The organism is Desulfovibrio piger (genome assembly GCF_900116045.1).
Taxonomy (GTDB): domain Bacteria; phylum Desulfobacterota; class Desulfovibrionia; order Desulfovibrionales; family Desulfovibrionaceae; genus Desulfovibrio; species Desulfovibrio piger_A.
Genome location: NZ_LT630450.1, coordinates 1,822,501 through 1,843,746, shown reverse-complemented (window position 1 = coordinate 1,843,746; position 21,246 = coordinate 1,822,501). Strand labels below are relative to the sequence as shown.

Genomic DNA, 21,246 nt, shown 5'->3' with positions numbered 1-21,246 from the left:
GGGCGGCCCGGCGGCCGTCAGCGTTGTTGCGTCGCGGGGCCTTCGTCGAAGACTTCGCGCACACGCTCCAGTTCCGCTTCCAGACCGGTGCGGCCCACGCCCAGATCGTCCAGCAGGAAGCGGGACATGCTCAGGGCCACCTCGCGCTCGCCGCTGAAGGCGCCGTCCACGCCCATGCGGCGCAGGCTGTCGGCCTCGCTGGCGAAGGGCGTGTTGACGAAGATGCGCAGATCCGGGTTGATGGCGCGGGCGATGGGCACCACCTCCCGGGCCGGGATGCCCGGCGCCGAGAGCAGCAGGGCCTGCGCCTGCTCCAGGCCGGCTTCGCGCAGCACTTCGGCCTGGGTGGCGTCGCCGTGCACGGCCGGGCGTCCCAGACCGCGCAGGCGGCGGACCGTATCGATATTGGCCTCCACCACCACGGGCAGCATGCCGTGCGCCCGGGCGATGCGGCACAGGCTGCGGCCCACGGGGCCGTATCCCACCACCACCACGCGCGGCAGGCCGTCGGCATCGGCCTGCCCGTGTTCCATGCGGGGCAGGCGGGCGCCCAGGCCCAGGCGGCCCAGCAGGCGGGCCAGGGCCCCCACACGCCGGAAGATCAGGGGATTGAGCGTGATGGAGAGCAGGGCCGCCGGGATGACGGCATTGCTGATGCTGCTGTCGAACAGGCCGAAGCTGACCCCCAGGGCGATGAGGATGAAGGTGAATTCGCCTATCTGGCCCAGCGACAGGCCCACGGAAACGGCCAGACGCAGCGGCTTGCGGGCCGCGAGGCAGACCAGGAAGGCCAGCAGGGGCTTGAGCAGCACGATGACGCCCAGGGCCAGCAGGAAGAGGGGCCATTGCTCCAGCAGGGCGGCGGGATCGAAAAGCATGCCCACGGACACGAAGAACAGCACGGCGAAGGCATCACGCAGGGGCAGGGCCTCGGCGGTGGCGCGGGCGCTGAAATCGGACTGCCCCACCACCATGCCCGCCAGGAAGGCCCCGAAGGCCATGGACGCGTCGAAGAACAGGGCCGAGCCCACGGCGATGCCCAGGGCCAGCACGATGACCGCCAGCGTGAACAGGTCGCGGGTGCCCGTGCGCGCCACATAGCCCAGCAGGGCGGGGATCAGGCGCTGTCCGGCCACGAGGGTGAAGGCCGTGAGCGCGGCCAGCTTGAGCAGGGTCTTGCCCAGTATCCACCAGATGTTGCCTTCGCCGGCGCCCAGGACCACGGGCAGGAGCACCAGCAGCAGGATGGTGAACAGGTCTTCCACCACCAGCCAGCCCAGGGCCACATGGCCGGTGGGGGTGTGCAGCACATGATTGTCGGCCAGGACGCGGGTGAGCACCACCGTGCTCGCCACGGAGACCGACATGCCGAAGACCGCGCCCGCCCAGAGGGAGAAGCCCCAGAACTGGAGCAGGAACATGCAGGAAAGGGTCGTGAGCGTGATCTGCACCGCGGCCCCGCCCAGGGCGATTCCGCGCACGGCCAGCAGGTCCTTGAGGTGGAAATGCAGGCCCACGCCGAACATGAGCAGGATGATGCCGATCTCGGCCAGCTGCGAGGCCAGCCCCGCGTCGGCCACGAAGCCCGGCGAATGCGGCCCCACCAGGATGCCCGCCAGCAGATAGCCCACCAGCGGCGACAAACGGAGCTTCTGGGTCACGAAACCCAGGACGAGGGCCGCGCCCAGGCCGCCGGTGAGGGTCAGGATCAGGGAGATGTCGTGCGGCATGCTCATGGGCGTGCATCCTCCGCGCCGGGGAGCCACCGGGCCCAGAGCGTGCGCTGCCGGGGTCCGTCGCCCTCGCAAAGGTAGATGGACTGCCAGCGGCCCAGCTGCAACTGGCCGTCCTCCACGATGAGCATGAGGCTGGGGCCGTGCAGGGTGGTCTTGATGTGGGCGTCGCTGTTGCCCTCGGCATGATCGAAGCCCGCATCCTGCGGCACCAGGGCGCTGAAAAAGCGCACCATGTCGCGGCGCACGTCGGGGTCCGCCCCTTCGTTGATGGTCAGGCCGCAGGTGGTGTGCGGCGAGAAAAGCAGCAGGGCCCCGTTGCGGCGGCCCTGCCGGCGGCCGCGGGCCACCAGCTCCTGCACCTGGGCGGTGATGTCGCGCATTTCACAGCGGCTGCGCGTGGCCACGGACAATGTTTCCATGAAGGCTCCTTGTCTTTCCTGAGGGATGGGCTTAGGGTCTGGACGCATCAACGCCTGCCGCCGGCGCCTTTCGCCGTGCGGCGGCCCCACCGGCAAAAAGCCTGGCGGCACGCCTGTCCGGCTCCGTCCGTCTTTTTCCCTGATGCCGTACCGCGCGCAGCGCTCCGGTGCTTCGCGGGCGGCGCGTCCCTGGAGCCTGTCCCGCTGGGGACAGGGGCCGCTCTTCCGGCGGCCATACCGGCACTTTTTACCCGAACAGCCCCATGCAAATCAATGATCCCGAACGTACCCGGCAGGCCGCTGCCCCCGAACTGCGCCTGGATGCTCCCGAAGCCGACGACTTCACGGAACATCCCCTGAGCATGAACGGCGAGGCCCCGGCCGGCAAAAGCGCCCGCGGCGGCACGGGCGCCACGGCTGCGGCCCCCTCCTTTTCCTGCGCCGCGTCCTGCCCGCTTTCCCATGTGCCGCAAAAGGCCTGGCTGCACCTTTTCCGGGTGCCTTTCCGCAAACGGCATCCCGTCATCTTCTGGGGCCTGCTGCTCCTGCTGCTGGGCGGTCTGGCGGCCTTCATGGTCTTCCGGGCCACCGGTCTGGGCAGCGAGCGCATCGCCCTGGTGCGCGTGACCGGCCCCATCATGGACATCGATGCCCAGCTGCGCTGGATCGACGAGCTGGGCCGCATGCCCGGCGTCAAGGGCGTGCTGGTGCGCGTGGATTCCCCCGGCGGCGGTGCCGCCGCCTCGCAGGAACTGTATGAGGCCCTGGCCCGCCTGGGCAAGGACAAGCCCGTCGCCGTCAGCATGGGCAGCACGGCGGCCTCCGGCGGCCTGATGGTCAGCATGGCGGGCAGGCGCGTCTTCGCCAATGCCTCCACCGTGACCGGCTCCATCGGCGTGCGCATGGACATCCCCCAGATCCGGGGCCTGCTGGACAAGCTGGGCCTTGGCCGCCAGACCCTGACCACCGCGCCCTACAAGGACGCCGGTTCCATGCTGGAACCGCTCACCGCGGAAGAAAAGGCCTATTTCCAGGGCGTGCTCAAGGACATGCACGAGCAGTTCGTGGACATCGTGGCCCAGGGCCGCCACATGGACCGCGCCCGCGCCGCGCGTCTGGCCACGGGCAAGATCTTCACCGGCCGTGAAGCCGTGGAGCTGGGCCTTGTGGACGAGCTGGGCGGCCAGCAGACCGCGCACCGCTGGCTGGCCGATGTCTGCAAGGTGCCTGTGGACCGGCCCCTGCTGACGCCCCCCAGCGAAGACGAATGGTGGGAAAAAAGCCTCAGGACCTGGTTCGGCCTTGATGCCGATGCCCTGCTGGGCCGCGAGGCCCCGGCCTTCCTGTACAGCTTTTAGGGAAAACAGGACGGTGGCAAGGCCTCGGAAAAGCTCTGCTGCCTGCCGATAGTCCGGTAAATATAAAAAGCCCTGCCTTCAACAAAGGCAGGGCTTTTATCGTTTGTAGCGGTCGTCATGGAGCCTTGCTGATGTCAGAGGGCGTCCCTGCTTTCCCCATTCCCCAATAAAACGCGCTGGGGAAGGGGAGGGGAGTTTGAGGGGAGGGGGACCCCCTCTCGCGTTAGTAGAGGGGGTCCCCCTCCCCTCAAAAAAACTCACCGCTCCGGTCAGGGCCGGGCGAAAAGGGCCATGTATTCCTGGTTGCCCTTGGGCCCCTTGATGGCGGCGGGCAGCACGCCCCGGTTCTCCAGGCGCAGGTTCCCGGTACAGAAGCGGACGATCTTGTCCACGGCGCGCTGGCGGGCGGCCTCGTCGCGCACCACGCCCTTGACGGTCTCGCCGGGGCCCAGTTCGAACTGGGGCTTGATGAGCACGGCGGCCAGACCGCCGGGCTTGAGCCAGGTCATGCAGGGCGGCAGGATGAGCGTCAGGGAGATGAAGGACACGTCGGCCACCACCAGGTCCACGGGCTCGGGGATGAGCTCGGGAGCGGCGGCGCGCAGGTTGACGCCTTCGAGGTTGATGACGCGCCCGTCGGCACGCAGTTTCTCGTGCAGCTGGTTCTTGCCCACGTCCACGGCGTAGACGCGCGCGGCGCCGTGCTGGAGCAGGCAGTCCGTGAAGCCGCCGGTGGAGGCACCGGCGTCCAGGCAGACCATGCCGCCCACATCGAGCCTGAAATTGTCCAGGATGGTCAGCAGCTTGTAGGCGCCGCGGCTGACGAAGCGCTCCTGCCCCAGCAGTTCGAAGACCGTGCCTTCGGGATAGGGATGCCCGGGCTTGTCCACCTTTTGGGGCGGGGCGCCGGGGGGCAGTCCTGCGGAGGAGAGCGCCACCTTGCCGGCCATGATGAGACGGCGGGCCTGTTCACGGCTTTCGGCCAGGCCCTGCATGAAGACCAGTTGATCCGCGCGCTGGCGGGCGATTTTTGCACACATGGCCGCACTGTAGCCTGTCGGCCCGGCGCTGGCAACCGGCCCGGCGGGCGGCGGGCACAGGCATCTGCCCCGCGCGGGCATGGCCGGGTCTTCGTGTCCGCCTTGCGGCGGGCCTTGCCGACGGAAGGCTCCCGCCGCCGGTACCCCATGCCGTGGGGAGCGGCCCTTTGCCTGTTGCCCGCCGTCCGCCGGGCCCGTATCTCCGGCGCCTGCCGTGAAGGGCGGCCCGGTCCGGGCGGAGCGGTCCGGGCGGAGCGGGAAAAATCTCCGGGAAAACGGCCTTCCGCCGGGGCGGGGGGCTTGCCAAAGCTGCGTTTATGGGCTATTGGTTTGGGCCCTGATGCGCAAAAGCCGCGCAGAAGACGACTATTGACGGCATATGCCGTTGCCATACGAGGTAAGGATCATGAAGAAAGATATCCATCCCAAGGTGTTCAACGCCACCATTACCTGCGCTTGCGGTAATCAGGAACAGGTGCTCTCCACGAAGGGCGAAGAAGTGCACGTCGAAGTGTGCTCCGCCTGCCATCCCTTCTTCACCGGCAAGCAGCGCTTCCTGGATACGGCCGGCCGTATCGACCGCTTCCGCAAGAAGTACGCCAAATTTGAAAAGAAGTAGGCGCTGCCGCGCAAGCGGTGTGCTGCCCCGCGTCTGCCGGACGCGAACGTTATCCCACCTCTGGCGGAGGCGTTGGAATCTTTGGTTTCACGCTCCCGCCGGAGGCTTGGCGTTTTTTTGAGGGAGTCTATGCCCCTTTCCCGTCTTGTTTCCCTGATGCTGACGGCCGGCTGCCCCACCGTGGGCGGGCAGGCCGTTCTGGAAGGCGTCATGATGCGCAATGGTGACGCCTACGCGCTGGCCCTGCGCCGCCCCGACGGCGAGATCGTGGCCCGGCGCCTGCCCTGGTTCTCGCTGACACGGCATCCCTGGCTGAAAAAGCCTTTCGTGCGCGGCTTCCCCGTGCTCATCGAGACCCTGGTCAACGGCATCAAGGCGCTCAACCGTTCCGCGGAGCAGCAGGCCGAAGGCAGTGAAGAGGAGCTCAAGGGCTGGCATCTGGTGCTGACCCTGCTGCTTTCCCTGGCCGTGGCCGTGGGCCTGTTCGTGGTCGTGCCGCACCTGCTGTCGCTGCTCATGCAGTGGCTGGATCTGGGCGGCGGGGTGGAAGGGCTCACCTTCCATCTGTGGGACGGTCTGTTCAAGTGCCTGATCTTCATGGGCTATATCTGGGCCATCTCCTTCGTGCCCGATATCCGGCGCGTGTTCCAGTATCACGGCGCGGAGCACAAGGTCATCCATGCCTTCGAGGCCGGGGGCGACGTGGACGCCGCCACGGCGGCCCGCATGAGCCGCCTGCACCCCCGCTGCGGCACCACGTTCCTGCTGTTCGTCATCGGCATCTCCATCATCCTGCATGCGGTGCTGGTGCCCCTGCTGCTGTTCTTCTACTGCCCGGAAGGGGCGGTGGCCAAGCAGGCATTGACCATCGTGTTCAAACTGCTGCTCATGGTGCCCATCAGCGCGCTGGCCTATGAGCTGATCCGTTACGCTGCCCGCATGCCCGACGGCTTCATGGCCACGCTGCTGCGGGCCCCCGGCCTGACCCTGCAGCGCATGACCACGGCCGAGCCCGACGAGCGCCAGCTCGACGTGGCGGTGGTGGCCCTGCGCGAGGCCCTGGGCGCCCAGGCGGGCGACAATATCATCACGGCTCCCTACCGGCGCGACGCCTAGTCGCCCCGGCGGGACCATACATTTTCTGGAGTTCGCATGTTTGCCAAGCTGGAAGGTCTTGAAAAAAAGTATATGGAGCTTGAACAGGCGCTTGCCCAGCCTGAGGTCTATAACGACCAGGATCAGTACCGCAAGTTGACCAAGGCGCATGCGGACCTGCACGATGTGGTGGAGCTGTTCCGCCGCCATCGCAGCCTCACGCAGGAGATGGAAGAGAACAAGCAGCTCCTGCACGACAGCGACCCCGACATCAAGGCCATGGCGCAGGAAGAGATCGCCGCCGCCGAAGCCGAGCTGCCCGAGCTGGAGCACAAGATCAAGGTGCTGCTGCTGCCCAAGGACCCCCTGGACGAAAAGAACACCATCCTTGAAATCCGCGCCGGTACCGGCGGTGAGGAAGCGGCCCTGTTCGCCGCCGACCTTTTCCGCATGTACACCCGCTATGCCGAGATCAAGGGCTGGAAGGTGGAGATCATGAGCGAATCCCCTTCCGACAGCGGCGGCTACAAGGAAATCATCTGCCTCATCTCCGGTGACCGCGTGTACAGCCACCTCAAGTTCGAGGCCGGTACCCACCGCGTGCAGCGCGTGCCCGCCACCGAGACCCAGGGCCGCATCCATACTTCCGCCGCCACCGTGGCCGTGATGCCCGAAGCCGAGGAAGTGGACGTGGAGATCCGCCCCGAAGACCTGCGCATCGACATCTACCGCGCTTCCGGTGCCGGCGGCCAGCACGTCAACAAGACCGAGTCCGCCGTGCGCATCACCCACATCCCCACCGGTACCGTGGTGACCTGCCAGGACGAACGCTCGCAGCACAAGAACAAGGCCCGCGCCATGAAGGTGCTGGCCTCCCGCATCCTGGCCGCCGAGCGCGAGCGCCAGAACAGCGAACTTTCCGCCGACCGCAAGGCCCAGGTGGGCTCCGGTGACCGCTCCGAGCGCATCCGTACCTACAACTTCCCCCAGGGCCGCTGCACGGACCACCGCATCAACCTGACCCTGTACTCTCTGGACCGCATCATGGAAGGTGAAGTGGATCCCCTGTTCGAGGCCCTGGCCACCGCCGCCCAGACCGAGGCCCTCAAGGCCGAGGCCGACGCCTAGACCGGCAGACGATTTTCCGAAAAGAGAGGACGGCCCGTCGGATGCTTTCCGGCGGGCCGTTTTTTACGGCAGACAGTGTGCCGGGTTGTCCCGGCGTATCGGGATGCCGGATGACTGCTGCGAATGTCCGGTCTAGCGGCAAATACCGAGGCCGAAGCCCATACTTTTTTTCACAGCACCGCAAGGCGGGCCGGGGAATTTCCCGGTCCGCCTTTTTTTGTACCTGCCGGCAGCGGGAACTTTCCCGTCGCCACATCCTTTCTGTCTTTTCCTGCACGAGCCTTTTGGTCATCCCTCGGACACATTGGGCCTTGCGGATGTCCGCTCCACCTTGTGGACAGCCATCTTGTGCCGTGCGTCAAAGCAGGCGTTGCCGCTAGCTTCCGGCCGGTCGCTCCTGTTCCGGACAGTGCTTTGCTGTCAGCTAATGCATTCTTTTTTGATATGCAAAATAGATTTTTAAAGTATTTTATAGAATGGAGAAAAACTACTAGTGAAAAAAAATACGAAGTGACCGGAAGCGGGGCGACCCCTCCGGGAGAAAGATATTTTTTGCGGGCAACCGCCATAGGAGAAGTGGATGGATAGCGAACGCAAGATCGTGACCCTGGAAACCGACCTGCTCGTCCTCGGTACCGGTGCAGCCGGCTGCGGCGCGGCTCTGGCCGCCCGCCGGGCGGGCATCCGCACACTGATGGTGGATAAGGGCAAGTTGGAGAGCTCCGGCTGTCTGGGCGGCGGCAACGACCATTTTCTGGCAGTGCTGGGGACGAACGACCCGGATGACACTGTGGATGACCTGGTCCGTTTCTATCTTAAACCGTGCAGCGGTTTCAGCGAGAGCATGCTGCGGGGCTGGGGCAGGACCATGCCCCTGATGGTGAACTTTCTCGAGGGGCTGGGCGTAAAGCTGCTGCATCGTGCTGACGGCGGCTATCTGCGTACGGCCGGTCGCGGTGAACCGGCCTGGCACATCAACATTGCGGAAGGCCAGCGCATCAAGCGTCTTGTGGCCGGGCACCTCAGGTCCCTTGGGACGGATGTACTGGATCATGTGATGATCACCCGTCTGCTGGTCCGTGATGGCCGGGCAGCCGGGGCCGTGGGATACAACGTACTGGATGGTACCTGTTACGTCATCTCGGCGGCTGCGGTGATCATGGCGCTGGGCAACAGCTGCAACCGTGCCACCGCCAACTCTACGGGCAATCCCTACAATACCTGGCACAGCCCCTTCAATACCGGCAGCCAGTACGTGCTGGCCTACGAGGCCGGTGCCACCATCATCAACATGGACCTCAAGCAGCAGGCCACCCTGGTACCCAAGGGCTTCGGCTGTGCGGGCATGAACGGCATCAACGGTGCCGGCGCTCATGAGCTCAATGCCCTGGGCGAGCGCTTCATGCCCAAGTATCACCCCCAGATGGAAAACTGTCCCCGCCAGTTCCAGATCGGCGGCACGTATCAGGAACAGATCGAGGGCAATGGCCCGCCATTCGTCATGGAGATGCGCCATATCGACGCCGAGAGCCTGCACCACCTGCAGTATGTGCTCATGCCCGGCGACAAGGCGACATTCCTGGATTATTGCGCGCAGCGCGGTGTGGATTTTGCCAAGGCGCCCATGGAAGTGGAAATCGGCGAGATCGAGTTCAGCGGCATGCTGGCTACGGACGATGCTTTCATGAGCAGCCTGCCCGGTCTGTACAACGGCTGTGTGTTCTACACTTTCTCCGGTTCCATGTGCAGCGGTTATCTGGCTGGTGAATCGGCTGCTGCCAACCTGGGCAAGGCCCCGGGGCTGAAAGGACTGGAGGACGAGATCGACCGTGAATGCGAACGGATCTTCACGCCCCTGACACCGCTGGAAGATGCTGTGCCCCAGGCCATGTTCGAATCTTCGGTACGCCAGGTCATGTCGTACTACATGGGCTTCGTGCGCAACGAGAAAGGGATCGACGTGGCTTTGGATCGCCTGGCCTTCCTGTCCGGTTATGCGGACAAGGTCCGTGCGGGCAACATGCATGAGCTCATGATGACCCACGAGGCACTGCATCTGCTGGAAAGCTGCCGTCTGTCCACGCTCTGTACCCGCGAACGGAAGGAGAGCGGGCGCAGCATCTACCGTCGCAGCGACTACCCTGAAAAGGATCCCGCCTACGAAAAGATCCTTGCCGTCCGCAAGGGTACGGCAGGGCCTGAGGTGTTCTGGCTGCAGTAGCAGGCCACGGACGGATTTGCATTCACAGCCAACAACAAGGAAAAGTCATGCCTCCCATTTATAGCAAGGAATGGAAAAAAGCCGTCGTCAACATGCGCGGCAGCATCCGGCAGAATCGTACGTCCCCCTGTGAGATCACCTGCCCTGCCGGCAACAACATCCAGCGCATGCACAGTCTTCTGGCCGAAGGCCGTGTGGACGAGGCCCTGTTGTCCCTGCATACCAAGAATCCTTTTCCCGGCATCACCGGTCGGGTCTGTCCGCATCCCTGCGAAGGCAAGTGCAACCGCTGCGGCTACGATGAGGCCGTGGCCATCCACAGTCTGGAGCGTTACGCAGCGGATAATGGTCATGCCCCCAGACTGCGCCCTCTGCCCGATTCGGGCAAGCGGGTGGCCGTCATTGGTGCCGGACCTGCCGGTCTGACCGCGGCCTGTTTTGCCCGCCTGCTGGGCCATGAGGTCAGCGTCTACGAAGGTTCGGCCGTCATGGGCGGTCTGATGCGCCACTCCATCCCGGACTTCCGCCTGCCCAAGGACGTGGTGGACCGCGAGACCGGGGCCGTGGCGGATCTTGGCGTGCGCGTGCATACCAATGTGCAGGTGGGGCGCGACATCTCCCTGCAGGATCTGCTGGACAGCCACGATGCCTGTGTGCTGGCCGTGGGCCTGTGGAAGGAACGCTTGCTGGATATCCCGGGCAAGGAACATCTGCAGCCTGCTGTAAGCTGGATGAAGCGCTCCACGCTGGAGCGCCGCAGCCTGGAAGGTCAGGAGGTGGTCATCCTGGGCGGCGGCGGGGTTGCTTTCGACTGCGCCTTCACGGCCCGTCGCCTGGGGGCTGCCAGTGTACGCATGGTTTGCCTGGAGGCCGAAGGAGCCATGCATGCCCCTGAAGCGGAAGTGCTCCAGGCCCGCGATGAAGGCATCAGCATCGCCAACAGCATGCAGACCACTGCGGTCACCTGTTCGGCCGACGGCATGTTCCAGGTCACGGCCAGACCCATATCGTCATTTTCCTTCGATGCCGCCGGCGAGCTCCATACGGAAGTTGCTGCCGGGGCAGAAGCGACATTTGCCGCCCATCTGGTCATTTGCGCCAGTGGCCTGCAGGCTGACCTGACGGCTCTGGCCGGTCTGGACGTCGCCCTGACGCCCCGTGGCTGCGTGGCCGTCGATGCTGCGGGCATGACGAGCATCCGGGGGCTGTTTGCCGCTGGTGACGTGGCAACCGGACCTGGTCTCGTCTCGTCGGCCATCGGCAGCGGCCGGAACGTGGCGCTGGGCCTGCATGCCTATCTTGCCGGCCTTCCTGCCGGCAGCAATATCGATGCCTGGTTCGAGGATGACGGCAGCATGGCTCTGGCTGTGCGTCCGGCCCTGGATGCTGCCCATGTGGTGGAGCTGGAGGAGATCATGCATGTGGATTATCACCCGCATGCGCCCCGGGCTGTGGTCCCGGCCAGTGAAGCCCGGCCCCGTCTGGCCTTTGCCGAGCTGGAAGGCGGCCTGCCGGACAAGGCCGCACGTAGCGAAGCCGGACGCTGCCTCCATTGTGGGCACTGCATCTCCTGCGGTTCGTGTGTGGAGAGCTGCCCCGGCCATATCCTGACCATGACGGAGGATGGGCCTGCTGTGGCCTATCCCGAACAGTGCTGGCATTGCGGCTGCTGCCGCATCGCCTGCAGCACCGGTTCCGTGGCCTATCGCTTCCCGTTGACTATGATGCTGTAGTAATTGCCTGTCCCCGTACCCTGAGCACGGTACGGGGACAGAAAATGCAGGGATCGCGGGCGGAGAAGCATGGAGCAAGACCACAGATGCTGCGATGGACAGCCTTGTCCGGCTTTGCCGTACTAAAAAACGATGGTGAAGGGATTGTCCCGGCTGTGGGCTGGTCCTGATCGCCCTGCCTGCGTACCCCTGTTGACGGCGAAGTCATAGATACAGCCATCTGCATGTCCTTCTGGTTTTCCCACATGACCAGTCCGGAACATCTCCAATGATCCTCTTAAAGGGGAGACTTCCCGTTTACGCCCCTGCTCAAGAATACATTCCAGACCGTCACTCTTGTACCGGATGGATTGGAAGCTGTTCCAGGAAAGAGTGCATTAGCCGTACTTCCCGTGGCCGATCCGGCCATAGGGAAATAGCGGCATAGTACTCAAAAACAAACGTGCCTGTTTAATCTGGAGAGAGCAATGAGCGCAGAAATGCTGTTTTTGATATCCCTTGTACTGGCTCTTGTCCTTGGGTTCCTGTTCAAAACGAATATCGGCTATTTTGCTTTGACGTTTGCTTTCGTGAACGGTGTGTTCATCTATGATATGTCGGTAAAAAAAGTTGCAGGTCTATGGCCGATATATCTATTTTTGATGCTGTTCATCGTCACGGCATTTTATGGCTTTGCCATATCGAACGGGACCCTCGTGAAGCTGGCAGAAAAGATTATCTACAGTAGCCGCAATAGGCCAGCACTGTTGCCCATCGTCCTGTTCTTCATCTGCATGATGTTTGCCGGGACTGGCGCAGGGGCACCTGCCACATTTGCATTCCTGTCTCCCCTGGTGATGACGATCTGCATAAAATCGAAGATTTCCAGGGTGCTGGCTACGGTACTTATCTTCTGTGGCTCGACCATCGGCTCCCAGTTTCCCTTCAGTGTCGGCGGCATAATCATCCAGCAGGTGGCTGAGAATAGCGGTTTCCATAATGAAGGTATGGCCATGTGCATGAACGTGCTCATGAATTCCCTGGTAACCATGTCCATATTTTTTGTCATCACTTACTTTGTCACAGGCGGTCATAGGACAAAGAAAGTTGAGATAAACAAACCTGAGCCCTTCACTGCAGTTCAGAAAAGGACCTTGTGGATAGTTGGCCTGGTCTTTCTCTGCACCGTTATCCCGGCCATGCTCAAGGTTGCCATGCCTGATGTCGCGACAGTCAAAAAAGTCGCCTCCTTTTGCGACATCACCGTCATCTGTACCGTAGGCATCATACTGTGCAGCATTTGCAAGGTGGCCAAAGAAAAAGATGCCATAGCCAAGGTGCCATTCTCCATCATAATCATGATCTGTGCCATGGGTACGCTGATCGGTACGGCTGTTTCGGGCGGCCTTGTCAGCAGTCTTTCCTCGTGGGTGCAGGTCAATGTGACCAGTGCCGCGGCCCCCTACATCCTGCTGGCGGCGGCCTGCACCATGAGCTTCTTTGTTGCCACGCTGGGCGTGGTTATCCCCACGCTGGCCCTGCTGGTCGCGCCCCTTGCTTCCAGCACGGGTGTCGCGCCCATCATCCTGTTCTCGCTGATCTCGGTAGGCGGGTTCTACACAGGTTCTTCCCCCTTCTCTACCTGTGGCGCTATGGCCCTTGCAGGGCTTGAGGATCAGCGCGAGGCAGATGTCCTGTTCAAGAAACTGTTATTCCTGCCTGTGGCCGGGCTCGTCTGGCTGGAGTTCTGTCTGTACACGGGACTGTTGCGGAACTGGATCGGATAACCCGGCCCCATGCCGGAGGATATCACGTAACAACGCTGTCCTCCGGTGGAAAAAGCTCCCCGATGAATCTTACACGACAGGTCCCCTGCAGATGGCAGGGGGCCTCATGAGGGACCGCCATGAACAGGATACTGTCTTTGCTGTGCCTGCTGAGCCTGGCGCTCTGCCATCCCTTCACGGTCCAGGCCGTGGACTTCAAGATGAAGGGACAGTGGCAGTTTGCCTTTAGCGCAGGTGACAACAATCTGGTAGATACTGTCGGTGACCGCAAGGCTGACAGTGAAGATACCTTCCATGCCCGGCAGCGTCTGCGTCTGCAGATGGATGCGGTGGCTTCACCAGCCCTTTCAGGAACGGTTTTTTTCGAGATCGGCCAGCTCATGTGGGGCAAAAACAGTAGTGGTGCTGCCCTGGGAGCAGACCAGACAGTGGTCAAGCTGCGTCAGGCCTATACGGACTGGACCGTACCGGGCATGCCGCTACGGGTTCGCATGGGCATCCAGAACATCAATCTGCCCAAAAAAGCTGGTGGTGGCATGGTCATGGACAATATGGATGCCGCCGCCGTGACAGCCTCCTGGTGTTTCAATGATGCTGTGTCCCTGACCGGCCTGTGGGTCCGTCCCTTCAATGACAATGCCACTGCCGCCAGTGGCGACGGCACGATCTCCTATCTGGACAACATGGATCTGTTCGCCCTGATCCTGCCGGTAAGGCAGGACGGGTGGGACATGTCGCCGTGGGTCATGTTTGGCCTGCGGGGCAAAAATACGTTCCCCAGTACTGCTGACGGCCGTGCCGTGAAGATATGGAAGGACGGCATGCCCCACTATACGCTAAGCAGCGATCCTTTTGGGGGCGCCCATCTGGTAGGGGAGACGGACAAGGCGTGGGGCAGCATGTTCTGGGCCGGCCTGCCTGTGGGGATCAGCGCCTTTGCACCCTGGAATTTCGAGCTGGACATCAACTATGGCTATGTGGAGGCCATGGGCCGCTATGACATACCCGTGCGCGGCGGGCAACGCATGGACAGGGCCAGTACCCGGCGTGAGGGATGGCTGGCCATGGCTTTGGCAGAATACCGGCTGGACTGGGGCACGCCCGGTATTTTCGGCTGGTATGCTTCGGGCGATGACGGCAGCCTGAAGAACGGTTCCGAGCGTATGCCGTCCATCGACCCCTGGAGCAAGTTCACCAGCTTCATGGGCGCGGCCAATCCCTATCCTACAGGATACAACGATCTGGGCAGCAACTATGCCGGTACATGGGGCATCGGCGTACGCCTGAAAGACATGTCGTTTTTGCCCGACCTCAAGCATATCCTGCGAGTGGCCTACTGGAACGGCACCAACAGCACCGGGATGGTCAAGTATGCACAGGCCCGTGATGCCTGGAACTACGGATTCGACAGCAATCCCAACAAGGCGGGCATGTACCTGACCACGGCGGATCATTTGCTGGAATTCAATCTCGACAGCTACTGGAAAGTGTACGAAAACCTGACGGCGGGCCTGGAGCTGGGCTATATCGTCAACGGGTTCGACAAGGATACCTGGCAGAAGGACGGACGTGACTGGCTGGGGCCTTCCATGAGCCGTCAGGACGCCTGGCACGCCACGCTCTATTTTGGCTATAGCTTCTGAGTTGGCCGTTTCTGCCGTCTGCTGTACGGAACGACCGGCAGCAGAGGGTCAGAAACGGGCCGCAAAGCAGTCCATGACTTTCTGGGCCAGGAGGCTGGTATAGGCATTCTCCAGGCTTATCAGGGCCGGGGCCAAGGTGAGGTCTGCCACGTCAAGCCGGGCCGTGGGGAATTGATCCAGCGGGAGCCGCTCGAGTTCGTATTCGTTAAGGATGGCCACGGCAGGGAAGCCTTCCAGCAGAAGGGCCTGCAGGAAACTGGAATCCTGAGTCTCCAGCACGACATGGGCCTGTCTGTTCTGCCTCTGGAAGGCCTTCATGAGGACGGCATTGATACCTGCACTGTCCCGGCGGTGCTGCACGATCAGCGGCAGCCCGGCCAGGTCTTCGACACCTATGATATCGGCTTTGGGCTGCGGCATGCCCTTGCCGAAAACAGCATAGTAGGGTTTTGCCTGCAGGCTGCGGATGGCATAGTTCCTCCCTTTGACCGGAAGGAGGACGAGCGCAAAATCCAGATGGCTTTCCTGCAGGTGGCGCTCCAGAGACTGGTTGTCCATGACCCAGACGCGGAATTGCAAGCGGGGATGGCTCTTGCCGAGGTCAGAGATGACATGGGCGGCCATCTGGCGGCAGGGCGGGCAGACTCCGAATTTGATCCGGCCGTGGAGCTCGCCTGCGATGCTGGCTATATCGTTTTTTACCCCTTCCATGTAGGAAAGGATGAACTGGGCCTTGCGATAGAGCATCCTGCCTTCCGGCGTTACCTGCCACGCCTTTCCTTGCCGGTGGATGAGAGTCACGCCCAGCTCGTCTTCCAGCTCCTTGAGACGCATGCTGAGGGGCGGCTGTGAGATGTGAAGAGACTGGGCCGCCTTGCTTATCTGTCCTTTTTCGATGAGAAATATTCCAGACGCTTCAGGTCCATGTAGATCTCCTTGCCGTACTGCCGCCACGGGCAGATGGATGCTCTTGGTCCCGGTGACTATAAACGTGCAACGGGAACGATGCAAACAGCAGAGAGAAAACGCTGCCTGTCTTGCGGGATTAGGGAAAACGCTTGACCTTTGGCCCGCAACAGGCTATTGCCTGCCGCCATATGCCTGCGCTTTTGACTTCATGCCGCAGGCCTGCTATCATTATTTGTTGCGTATGACCGAACAGACTTCCCCTGCCGCACGCAAAGCGGCGCCGCTGCCCCAGCTGGACGGCGTCCTGGTGCTCAACAAGCCTTCCGGCCCCACGTCGGCCCGCTGCCTCTCGGCGCTCAAGCGCCTGGGCCAGCGCAAGATCGGCCACGCGGGCACCCTGGACCCCATGGCTTCCGGCGTGCTGCTGGTGCTGCTGGGACAGGGCACCAAGATCGCCTCGCACCTCTTGGCCGATGGCGGCAAGGTCTACAGCGGCCAGCTGCGCCTGGGCCTCACCACCGATACCTGGGACATCCAGGGCGAGGTGCTGGCGGAATCCCCGTGGCAGCAGGTGACCGAAGCCGATGTGCGCGCCGAAGTGGCCCGCTGGCTGACCCTGCACGAGCAGGAAGTGCCCGCCTATTCCGCGGCCAAGCACGAGGGCCAGTCCCTCTACAAGCTGGCGCGCAAGGGCAAGGAAGTGCCCAAGAAGGTCAAAAGCATGGAAATTTCGCAAGCGGACGTGCTCGAAGTGGCGCTGCCGTTTGTACGCTTTCGGGTCGCATGCAGTTCCGGCACCTATATACGCTCCCTGGCCCACAGCTTGGGGATGCGACTGGGATGCGGAGCCGTGCTCACGGAACTGACCCGGGAGTACAGTCACCCCTTCGGTCTCGAAGTGGCCTGCGGACTGGACGAACTGTCGGCCGATCCGGGCCTGCTGGTGAAGCATCTGCGCCCCCTTGCCGAGGCGCTGCCCCACTGGCCGGTGCTGGAGCTGGACGAAGCCGCCGAGGCCCGCATCCGTAACGGCATGGCCATCCCCTGCCGCGACGATGTGGGCGACAAGGCGCTTTTGCAGCGTCAGGGCATGCCCCTGGCCCTGGCCCGCCGTTCCGACACGCCCCAGGGCCCCTGCTGGACCGTGCTGCGGGGCCTCTGGAATTAACTTACATCCGTAAAGGAGAACTGCTGTGGCTATGGACGCTGAACAGAAGAAAGTGGTTATCGACGCTCACGCCAAACACGAAGGCGACACCGGCTCCCCGGAAGTGCAGGTGGCCCTGCTGACCGCCCGCATCGAAGGCCTCACCGGCCACTTCAAGGTGCACAAGAAGGACTTCCACTCCCGCACCGGTCTGCTGAAGCTGGTGGGCCAGCGCCGCAAGCTGCTGAACTACCTGAAGAAGAAGGACATTCAGCGTTACCGTGCGCTGATCGCCAAGCTCGGCCTGCGCAAGTAATGACGATGGTTTGAGAGGGGGGGCCAAGCCCCCCCTTTTTGCAATCCACTACCTCACGACAACATCTAGCAGGAAGGGGGGTCCGGGAAGACCGGGCAGCACCCGTGGCCCCAGGCCCGCGGCGGGGCGCTGTTGCCCGTTTTTGCCGGAATCCCCTTCATACGAGGTCCACATGAACCAGGATATCTTCAATCCTACCCGCGTCACGGCCACCGTGGGCGGCAAGGAAATCATTTTCGAGACCGGCCGTCTGGCCAACCAGGCCCACGGCGCCGTCTGGATGCAGTGCGGCGGCACGGTGGTGCTGGTGACCGTCTGCTCCCAGGCTCTGGAGTTCGACAAGGGATTCTTCCCCCTCACCGTGGAATATTCCGAAAAGATGTACGCCGCCGGCCGCATCCCCGGCAGCTTCTTCCGCCGCGAGATCGGCCGTCCCTCCGAGCGTGAGACCCTGGTCTCCCGCCTCATCGACCGTCCCATCCGTCCCCTGTTCCCCAAGGGCCTGAACGAAGACGTGCAGGTGCTGGCCAGCGTCATCTCCGCCGACCAGGAGAACGAATCCGACGTGCTGGCCCTGACCGGCGCTTCCGCCGCCGTCATGCTCTCGCCCCTGCCGTTCGAAGGCCCGGTGGCCGGTGGCCGCATCGGCCGCATCGACGGCCGGTTCGTGCTCAACCCCACCTTCGAGGAGCAGGCGCGCAGCGACCTGAACATCGTGTTCGCCGCTTCCCGCGATGCCCTGACCATGGTGGAAGGCGAGGCCACCTTCGTGCCCGAGGACGTCATCATCGACGCCCTGGAATGGGGCCGCAAGGAGATCCAGCCGCTCATCGACGCCCAGCTCAAGCTGCGCGAACTGGCCGGCAAGGAAAAGATGCCCTTCACCCCCCATCAGGACGATCCGGTGCTGGTGGCCCGCGTGCAGGAACTGGCCCGCGAGGCCGGCCTTGAGGAGGCCATGCGCGTGCCCGAGAAGCTGGCCCGCAAGGACGCCCGCAAGGCCGTCAAGGACAAGGTCATGGAAGCCCTGCTCAATGACCCCGCCTGGGCCGAGAGCGACGCCCTGAAGGAAGTGGGCGAGATCATCGGCGATCTGGAAAAGAAGATCGTGCGTGCCCGCATCGTCAACGAAGGCGTGCGCATCGACGGCCGCGACACCAGGACCGTGCGCCCCATCCAGATCCAGACCAGCGTGCTGCCCCGCGCCCACGGCTCGGCCATCTTCCGCCGCGGCGAGACCAAGTCCCTGGTGGTGACCACCCTGGGTTCCTCCACCGATGAACAGCGCATGGACAGCCTGAGCGGCGACGTGACCAAGCGCTTCATGCTGCATTACAACTTCCCGCCCTTCAGCGTGGGCGAGGTGAAGCCCGTGCGCGTCTCCCGCCGCGAGATCGGCCACGGCGCCCTGGCCGAAAAGTCCCTGCGGCCCGTCATGCCGGCCGACGCCGACTTCCCCTTCACCGTGCGCGTGGTCTCCGAGACCGTGGAATCCAACGGCTCCTCTTCCATGGCTGCCGTGTGCGGCGGCTGCCTCTCCCTCATGGATGCGGGCATCCCCATCAGCGCCCCGGTGGCCGGTGTGGCCATGGGCCTCATCAAGGAAGGCGACAAGTTCATCGTGCTCACCGACATCCTGGGCGATGAAGACGCCCTGGGCGACATGGACTTCAAGATCGCCGGTACCGCGGAAGGCGTCACCGGCGTGCAGATGGACATCAAGATCACCGGCCTGACCACTGACATCATGCGCCAGGCCATGCAGCAGGCCCACGAAGGCCGCCTGCACATCCTGGCCGAGATGGCCAAGGCCCTGCCCGAGCCGCGCAAGGAACTGTCGCGCTACGCGCCCCAGCATGCCGAGATCTTCGTCAATCCCGACATCATCCGCCTGATCATCGGCCCCGGTGGCAAGAACATCAAGGCCATCACCACCGCCACCGGCGCTTCCGTGGACATCGAAGATTCCGGCCGCGTGTCCATCTTCGCCCCCACGGCCGATGCCCTGGAAAAGGCCCGCGAGATGGTCACCTACTATGACCAGCGTCCCGAACTGGGCAAGAACTACACCGCCAAGGTCAAGAAGATCATGGAGATCGGCGTCATCGTGGAAGTGCTGCCCAATGTGGAAGCCCTGGTGCACGTCTCCCAGCTGGACGTGAACCGCGTGGAGCAGCCCGGCGATGTGGCCCATCTGGGTGAAGACATGGTGGTCAAGGTCATCGAGATCAACGGTGACCGTATCCGCGCCAGCCGCAAGGCCGTGCTGCTGGAAGAACAGGGCCATCCCTGGAACCCCGAAGAGACCGCCCGTCCCCAGCGCGACCGCGGCAATCGCGGTGACCGCGGCGGCCGTCGTGACCGCGGCGACCGCGGCGGCAGGGGCGACCGTCGTTAACCGGAGGCACGAGCCATGACCAAGAAGAGCAAGGCTGAACAGGTCGAGAAAAAAGTGCAGGACACTGCTCCCGCCGCCCAGCAGGCGGAACAGATGGAAAGCGCCGACGCTGCCCGCCAGCCCTCGGAAGAAGAGCTGAAGGCCATGCTGCGCGGCGAGAACCGCCAGCACGACGAGGCCCTGGGCGATGCCTGGGCCGTGCTGCTGGGACAGAACCCCATGACCGTCATGCCGCAGGTGGTGGGCACGGTGCTGCACAATGGCGGCACCCGTCCTGCCTGGCAGTGGAAGCGCGGCGGCAAGGAATATGTGCTCATGGCCTGGCCCAAGGACCAGCCGTCGCGCGCTGCCGTGCTCATGCAGGCTGACGAAGGGGAAAAGTTCAAGCCCCTGTCCGCCGTTCCTTTCCTGGAAGGCCTGCCCAACGACCTGACCGTGGAAAGCATCCACCCCTGGAGCCAGGGGGGCGGCGCCAACGTGGCCGTGAGCATGATCGAGGGCAAGAACCCCATGTGGTTCTATGACCCCCTGTATCTGCGCGACAAGGACGACCTGACCCCCGGCGTCACCCAGACCTTCCTGCTGTCCGCTCTGGCCATCGCCCTGCGCAAGGCCCTGCTGGATGACGTGAACATCACCCAGGGGCCCCAGTACGAAGCCTGGGCCGCCCAGTGGCTGGCCGAGAATCCCGGCAAGACCCGCCTGGACGTGCCGCCCCTGAAGATCTCCATGACCGGCCGCCAGCTCATCATGCCCGGCCGCCGCTTTGCCGAGTATCAGGTGCGCACCAGGGTGGAGCGCGTGGACGACGTGAAGCTGGAAAAGATGGACATCAAGGTCCTCTATGTGCGCTTCCCCTTCGACCAGCGCCCGGACATGGTGCTGCCCATCTACGCCAGCAAGATGGTCCTGCGGGATTACGAACCCCAGGAAGGCGACGAAGTGGACGCCTATGTCTGGCTGCAGGGCCGTGTCATCGACATGGATGAAAGCCCCGCGCAATAGATCCTGCCTTGTAGAAACTGATGAAGGCGCCCTGTCGTACGGCAGGGCGCCTTTTCCATATGGCCGAAAGTGCCCGGAAAAACTGTGATATCGTCAAAAAATCCATGTGTTCCAGTGGGTTTGCAGTGCTTCGGGGGCAATGTCGCACAGGTCAGGATATAAGGGGCCTGGGAAACTCAGCCGGGGCGGCTGTCCATACAGGCAGGATACGGGGGGCCTGTGGCAGCAGGGGGCTTTGTGGCTGTGGCCGCGCCTCCCCGGCAGCCGGAAGGGGGCTGCTGCACTGGTGCGGGCTTTTGCCGGCGGGCCTTCCGCTGCTTGCAGAAGGCTTGGGACTTGTATCATATCATGATGTTTTTATTTACTTTATCTGTACTGTAACAGGATCGCATGAAAAATGGCATGAAATGCTTTACATTTTGTGGGGGAAGAAGTATCGTCACAGAAAGCTGGTTGAAAAACAGAGCCACCATATGACGCGGGAGCGCCTTTTCGACGGTTCGGCAGCATTTTTTTGATTTTTTGCGGGAAAATGCTTGACGGTGGGGTCGAAAAGGCGCATAAAGCCGTTCGCGCCAACGAACTGGCCATGTCCGCAAGGGCGGCAGGAAAGGAAATTTTCCCGGATGGCAAAAAAGTTCTTGACGCGGGTTTGAAAATGAGACATACGTCTCCTTCGCGCCAACGAGTTGCCCCGGCGGGGCCGCGAAAAA

18 protein-coding genes are annotated in these 21,246 nt (G+C 63.1%); 13 read left to right on the top strand and 5 right to left on the bottom strand.

Annotation, left to right across the window (positions count from 1 at the left end; translation table 11 throughout):
• Positions 1-17: 17 nt before the first annotated feature.
• Entirely contained in the window at positions 18-1,736 is a 1,719-nt protein-coding gene (locus DESPIGER_RS08400) for a cation:proton antiporter (protein ID WP_083575342.1), read from the bottom strand.
• Positions 1,733-2,155, bottom strand: a complete 423-nt coding sequence (locus DESPIGER_RS08395; protein WP_072335512.1) for a secondary thiamine-phosphate synthase enzyme YjbQ — start codon at positions 2,153-2,155, stop codon at positions 1,733-1,735. Before DESPIGER_RS08395 ends, DESPIGER_RS08400 begins: the two co-directional genes overlap by 4 nt.
• A 263-nt stretch (positions 2,156-2,418) precedes the next feature.
• Here DESPIGER_RS08395 and sppA point away from each other — a divergent pair, with 263 nt between their 5' ends.
• Positions 2,419-3,513, top strand: a complete 1,095-nt coding sequence (gene sppA, locus DESPIGER_RS08390) for a signal peptide peptidase SppA (protein WP_083575341.1) — start codon at positions 2,419-2,421, stop codon at positions 3,511-3,513.
• Positions 3,514-3,782: 269 nt separating this feature from the next.
• Here sppA and DESPIGER_RS08385 read toward each other — a convergent pair whose 3' ends face one another.
• Positions 3,783-4,553, bottom strand: a complete 771-nt coding sequence (locus DESPIGER_RS08385) for a TlyA family RNA methyltransferase (RefSeq protein WP_072335509.1) — start codon at positions 4,551-4,553, stop codon at positions 3,783-3,785.
• Between the two features lie 406 nt (positions 4,554-4,959).
• On the opposite strand from DESPIGER_RS08385, the gene rpmE reads away from it, so the two are divergent.
• From rpmE to DESPIGER_RS08350, 8 genes are all read left to right on the top strand, one after another.
• Positions 4,960-5,172 carry a 50S ribosomal protein L31 gene (gene rpmE / locus DESPIGER_RS08380; protein ID WP_040369638.1) on the top strand — a complete coding sequence of 71 codons (213 nt, stop codon included), beginning with the start codon at positions 4,960-4,962 and terminating at the stop codon, positions 5,170-5,172.
• A 129-nt stretch (positions 5,173-5,301) separates the two neighbouring features.
• On the top strand, positions 5,302-6,288 hold the full coding sequence (locus DESPIGER_RS08375; protein ID WP_072335506.1) for a DUF1385 domain-containing protein: 987 nt from the start codon (positions 5,302-5,304) through the stop codon (positions 6,286-6,288).
• A gap of 36 nt (positions 6,289-6,324) precedes the next feature.
• Entirely contained in the window at positions 6,325-7,395 is a 1,071-nt protein-coding gene (prfA, locus tag DESPIGER_RS08370; protein WP_072335503.1) for a peptide chain release factor 1, read from the top strand.
• Positions 7,396-7,728: 333 nt separating this feature from the next.
• The gene (locus DESPIGER_RS12935; protein WP_156831667.1) at positions 7,729-7,983 is read left to right on the top strand and encodes a hypothetical protein; all 255 of its coding nucleotides are present in this window, start codon (positions 7,729-7,731) and stop codon (positions 7,981-7,983) included.
• Positions 7,976-9,616 (top strand): FAD-binding protein, encoded by a 1,641-nt coding sequence (locus tag DESPIGER_RS08365; RefSeq protein WP_072335500.1) that lies wholly within the window; start codon positions 7,976-7,978, stop codon positions 9,614-9,616. The genes DESPIGER_RS12935 and DESPIGER_RS08365 overlap by 8 nt, the downstream gene beginning before the upstream one ends.
• A gap of 47 nt (positions 9,617-9,663) precedes the next feature.
• Positions 9,664-11,349 (top strand): FAD-dependent oxidoreductase, encoded by a 1,686-nt coding sequence (locus tag DESPIGER_RS08360; RefSeq protein ID WP_072335497.1) that lies wholly within the window; start codon positions 9,664-9,666, stop codon positions 11,347-11,349.
• A gap of 467 nt (positions 11,350-11,816) precedes the next feature.
• Positions 11,817-13,115 carry an SLC13 family permease gene (locus tag DESPIGER_RS08355; protein ID WP_072335493.1) on the top strand — a complete coding sequence of 433 codons (1,299 nt, stop codon included), beginning with the start codon at positions 11,817-11,819 and terminating at the stop codon, positions 13,113-13,115.
• Between the two features lie 119 nt (positions 13,116-13,234).
• A complete protein-coding gene (locus DESPIGER_RS08350; protein ID WP_072335490.1) occupies positions 13,235-14,758 on the top strand; it encodes an outer membrane homotrimeric porin in 1,524 nt (507 codons plus the stop codon).
• A gap of 48 nt (positions 14,759-14,806) precedes the next feature.
• Here DESPIGER_RS08350 and DESPIGER_RS08345 read toward each other — a convergent pair whose 3' ends face one another.
• On the bottom strand, positions 14,807-15,712 hold the full coding sequence (locus DESPIGER_RS08345; RefSeq protein WP_331712409.1) for a LysR family transcriptional regulator: 906 nt from the start codon (positions 15,710-15,712) through the stop codon (positions 14,807-14,809).
• 196 nt (positions 15,713-15,908) lie between these two features.
• Here DESPIGER_RS08345 and truB point away from each other — a divergent pair, with 196 nt between their 5' ends.
• From truB to DESPIGER_RS08325, 4 genes are all read left to right on the top strand, one after another.
• Positions 15,909-16,835 carry a tRNA pseudouridine(55) synthase TruB gene (truB, locus tag DESPIGER_RS08340; RefSeq protein ID WP_072335487.1) on the top strand — a complete coding sequence of 309 codons (927 nt, stop codon included), beginning with the start codon at positions 15,909-15,911 and terminating at the stop codon, positions 16,833-16,835.
• A 25-nt stretch (positions 16,836-16,860) separates the two neighbouring features.
• Positions 16,861-17,130 (top strand): 30S ribosomal protein S15, encoded by a 270-nt coding sequence (gene rpsO / locus DESPIGER_RS08335; protein ID WP_040369636.1) that lies wholly within the window; start codon positions 16,861-16,863, stop codon positions 17,128-17,130.
• A 172-nt stretch (positions 17,131-17,302) separates the two neighbouring features.
• Entirely contained in the window at positions 17,303-19,528 is a 2,226-nt protein-coding gene (gene pnp / locus DESPIGER_RS08330) for a polyribonucleotide nucleotidyltransferase (RefSeq protein WP_072335484.1), read from the top strand.
• 15 nt (positions 19,529-19,543) lie between these two features.
• Positions 19,544-20,533, top strand: coding sequence for a hypothetical protein (locus DESPIGER_RS08325; RefSeq protein ID WP_072335482.1), 990 nt, complete (start codon positions 19,544-19,546; stop codon positions 20,531-20,533).
• A 439-nt stretch (positions 20,534-20,972) separates the two neighbouring features.
• On the opposite strand, the gene DESPIGER_RS08320 is transcribed toward DESPIGER_RS08325, so the two are convergent.
• On the bottom strand, positions 20,973-21,200 hold the full coding sequence (locus tag DESPIGER_RS08320; RefSeq protein WP_072335479.1) for a hypothetical protein: 228 nt from the start codon (positions 21,198-21,200) through the stop codon (positions 20,973-20,975).
• Positions 21,201-21,246: the final 46 nt, after the last annotated feature.

What these genes read in the sequence shown, in the direction of transcription:
- DESPIGER_RS08400 (WP_083575342.1), bottom strand. Translation starts at nt 1,736, where the DNA reads ATGAGCATGCCGCACGACATCTCCCTGATCCTGACCCTCACCGGCGGC.
- DESPIGER_RS08395 (WP_072335512.1), bottom strand. Translation starts at nt 2,155, where the DNA reads ATGGAAACATTGTCCGTGGCCACGCGCAGCCGCTGTGAAATGCGCGAC.
- sppA (WP_083575341.1), top strand. Translation starts at nt 2,419, where the DNA reads ATGCAAATCAATGATCCCGAACGTACCCGGCAGGCCGCTGCCCCCGAA.
- DESPIGER_RS08385 (WP_072335509.1), bottom strand. Translation starts at nt 4,553, where the DNA reads ATGTGTGCAAAAATCGCCCGCCAGCGCGCGGATCAACTGGTCTTCATG.
- rpmE (WP_040369638.1), top strand. Translation starts at nt 4,960, where the DNA reads ATGAAGAAAGATATCCATCCCAAGGTGTTCAACGCCACCATTACCTGC.
- DESPIGER_RS08375 (WP_072335506.1), top strand. Translation starts at nt 5,302, where the DNA reads ATGCCCCTTTCCCGTCTTGTTTCCCTGATGCTGACGGCCGGCTGCCCC.
- prfA (WP_072335503.1), top strand. Translation starts at nt 6,325, where the DNA reads ATGTTTGCCAAGCTGGAAGGTCTTGAAAAAAAGTATATGGAGCTTGAA.
- DESPIGER_RS08365 (WP_072335500.1), top strand. Translation starts at nt 7,976, where the DNA reads ATGGATAGCGAACGCAAGATCGTGACCCTGGAAACCGACCTGCTCGTC.
- DESPIGER_RS08360 (WP_072335497.1), top strand. Translation starts at nt 9,664, where the DNA reads ATGCCTCCCATTTATAGCAAGGAATGGAAAAAAGCCGTCGTCAACATG.
- DESPIGER_RS08355 (WP_072335493.1), top strand. Translation starts at nt 11,817, where the DNA reads ATGAGCGCAGAAATGCTGTTTTTGATATCCCTTGTACTGGCTCTTGTC.
- DESPIGER_RS08350 (WP_072335490.1), top strand. Translation starts at nt 13,235, where the DNA reads ATGAACAGGATACTGTCTTTGCTGTGCCTGCTGAGCCTGGCGCTCTGC.
- truB (WP_072335487.1), top strand. Translation starts at nt 15,909, where the DNA reads ATGACCGAACAGACTTCCCCTGCCGCACGCAAAGCGGCGCCGCTGCCC.
- pnp (WP_072335484.1), top strand. Translation starts at nt 17,303, where the DNA reads ATGAACCAGGATATCTTCAATCCTACCCGCGTCACGGCCACCGTGGGC.
- DESPIGER_RS08325 (WP_072335482.1), top strand. Translation starts at nt 19,544, where the DNA reads ATGACCAAGAAGAGCAAGGCTGAACAGGTCGAGAAAAAAGTGCAGGAC.
- DESPIGER_RS08320 (WP_072335479.1), bottom strand. Translation starts at nt 21,200, where the DNA reads ATGTCTCATTTTCAAACCCGCGTCAAGAACTTTTTTGCCATCCGGGAA.